Below are 2,418 nucleotides of genomic sequence, written 5' to 3' on the forward strand. Positions count from 1 at the left end.
GGGACCATCCCCGCGCGTGCGGGGAGCAGTTGAGCACGGAGCGCGGCCCCGTGGCGACGATGGGACCATCCCCGCGGGTGCGGGGAGCAGACTGTCTGACCTGCGACTCTACTCGCGCCTTGCCGTCTCGTGACGTGCGGTCGCCTGCGACTCCAGAACAACTCGCCAGCGGACACAGACACTCATTCGCGGGTTCTTGCGCCGTGTGACGTGCGAGGGCCTGACACAAGTTCGTATGGGTGAGAGGATGCGTACGGCCCGTAAGGAAGACCAGAGTTCTCCTTCGAACAGTTCGGGGTCGTGAGTAGAAGGAAGCGAGCGACTTGTCATGGTCGATATCGGCTTACAGCGGGAGAACCTCCTCGCTTTGTGCGCGCTCCACCACGAGGGTGCGACGGTGGACTGGAACCTAATCGCCAGAGTGGCTCAGTCGCCAGCCGGCTTGGAAGCGCTGCTCGCCGGTGACGTCCCCGAAGACTCCCACGCAGGTCGCAAGAGCCTTCCCGTGCTGCGGGGTGCCCTCACGAGCGGTGGCGTGGAAGCCGCCCGCGCTCGAGTCGAGAGCGAGTTGGCGGCAGCCGACCGTGTCAAGGCGCGGCTAGTGACGGTTCTAGATGAAGAGTATCCGTCGAACCTACGTCAAGTGCCGAACCTACCCCCGTTCCTCTTCTACCGTGGTCAGCTACGAGCAGAGGATGTCCGCTCGGTTGCCGTGGTCGGTACCCGCGACGCGTCCGCTGAGGGTCTGAAGCGGGCTGAACTCATGGCTCGCGGTCTCACCGAGGCTGGTGTGGTTGTGGTCAGCGGGCTCGCCAAGGGCATCGATGCCGCTGCGCACAAGGCCACGCTGGATGCGGGGGGCCGTACGGTCGCTGTGATGGGCACGGGGATTGCTGCTCCGGTCTACCCAGCGCAGAATCGGCCGTTGGCCGATCGGATCCTCACTCAGGATGGTGCGCTGGTCTCCCAGTTCTGGCCCACTAGCTCGCCAGCACGCTGGACTTTCCCTCGTCGCAATGTGGTGACCTCCGGGTATACACAGGGCAGTGTAGTGATCGAGGCGTCCAGCACGTCTGGGGCGAAGATGCAGGCCAGGATCGCCGCCGAACACGGGAAGCACGTGTTCCTCCTCCGTTCGCTGATCGCTGTGCAGCCGTGGGCAGCGAAGATGGCCGAGGACCGGCGAGCGGTAGAGGTCGCCGAGCTCAATGACGTGCTGCGGCGCCTTGAAGAACCGGAGTCGCCGCGTCCGGCGGGGCCTGAGGCGATTCAGTTAGCGCTGGCGGGCGTGTGAGCGAGTCCTCCGCCCCTTTCCAGAGGGCATTCCCCGGCTGCCGGTCCTGCCCGTACTTGGCATCAGGCACGTGGCAGAGATGCGGAGTTTGCGCTACCCGGCAGCTCTTACACATCGGCAGGCGCTCCTGCCCAATATGCAGTCAGGAGCTGGCGGATGGGGAGAAGTGCTTCAACACGCTGTGTCGCTGGAGCGTGGGGACGGGCCGGCGTCAGCGCAGCATCAGCCGCATCCACGCGGTCGCCCGCTGCCCGCGCCGCAGCACCTTCGCAAACTGGCTGCGCTACTACAAAGTCGATGAGTGGCGCGGGTTCATGGTGGATGTCTTCGGTCGGTTGGTGGCCCATTGGCTGCACAGACACCCGCAGGTCACACTTGGCATTGACCTAGTCGCGGCGAATCCGAGTCACCCCGGCCGCGCCCCGATCCAACACATTGAGGAGATACTGTCCGCTGCCCGGTCAGTTGATGTCAGCGGCCGGTTACCGATTCCCGGGCAGCCTGCCCTGGTGAAGACGACGTCCACCACTGCTTCGAAGGATCAAAACGCGGCGGGGAAGGAACAGGCAGCCTGGGAGCATGCACAGGCCATTCGCGTCAGCCGCCGCCACGATGTCAGAGACCAGCGGATTCTCCTCGTCGATGACGTGTGCACCACCGGGTTTCAGCTCAACTACGTCGCCTCGCAGTTGCGCAGACAGGGCGCCGCTGACGTGCAGGGATTAGTCTTAGGTCGCTTCACTTGGGACACCCCGTAGCGCACCCGTTCCGGTGGGCTTCTGCATCGACATCCTGCTCTCCGCAAGCCGCACGCTATCGCCGCCAACCTGGGCCCGGACCAGAATGGTCCCATACCCCGCGGGCGCGGAGAGCAGCTGTTCACGGCGATCGTGACGTCCATTATCGGGGGACCATCCCCGCGCGTGCGGGGAGCAGGGCCATCGCCACGGCATGGGCGGACGGGGTCCGGGACCATCCCCGCGGGTGCGAGGAGCAGAGCACCTCGGGCAGATCCCGGTCGTAGTCGTCGGGACCATCCCCGCGGGTGCGGGGAGCAGTTCGAGAAGTGCTCCGTGGACCGCACGTCGCAGGGACCATCCCCGCGGGTGCGGGGAGCAGTTCAG

The 2,418-nt window shown here is 65.6% G+C and carries 2 protein-coding genes; both read left to right on the plus strand.

Annotated elements, in window-relative coordinates; genetic code table 11:
• The first annotated feature begins 328 nt into the window (after positions 1-328).
• A complete protein-coding gene (locus tag K304_RS0120545) occupies positions 329-1,294 on the plus strand; it encodes a DNA-processing protein DprA (RefSeq protein WP_027765259.1) in 966 nt (321 codons plus the stop codon).
• A gap of 194 nt (positions 1,295-1,488) precedes the next feature.
• The gene (locus K304_RS31825) at positions 1,489-2,052 is read left to right on the plus strand and encodes a phosphoribosyltransferase family protein (RefSeq protein ID WP_051308665.1); all 564 of its coding nucleotides are present in this window, start codon (positions 1,489-1,491) and stop codon (positions 2,050-2,052) included.
• The last annotated feature ends 366 nt before the right edge of the window (positions 2,053-2,418 follow it).

Source organism: Streptomyces sp. CNS606 (genome assembly GCF_000426325.1).

Excerpts from the sequence above, each read along its gene's own strand:
- K304_RS0120545 (WP_027765259.1), top strand. The coding sequence starts at position 329 with ATGGTCGATATCGGCTTACAGCGGGAGAACCTCCTCGCTTTGTGCGCG.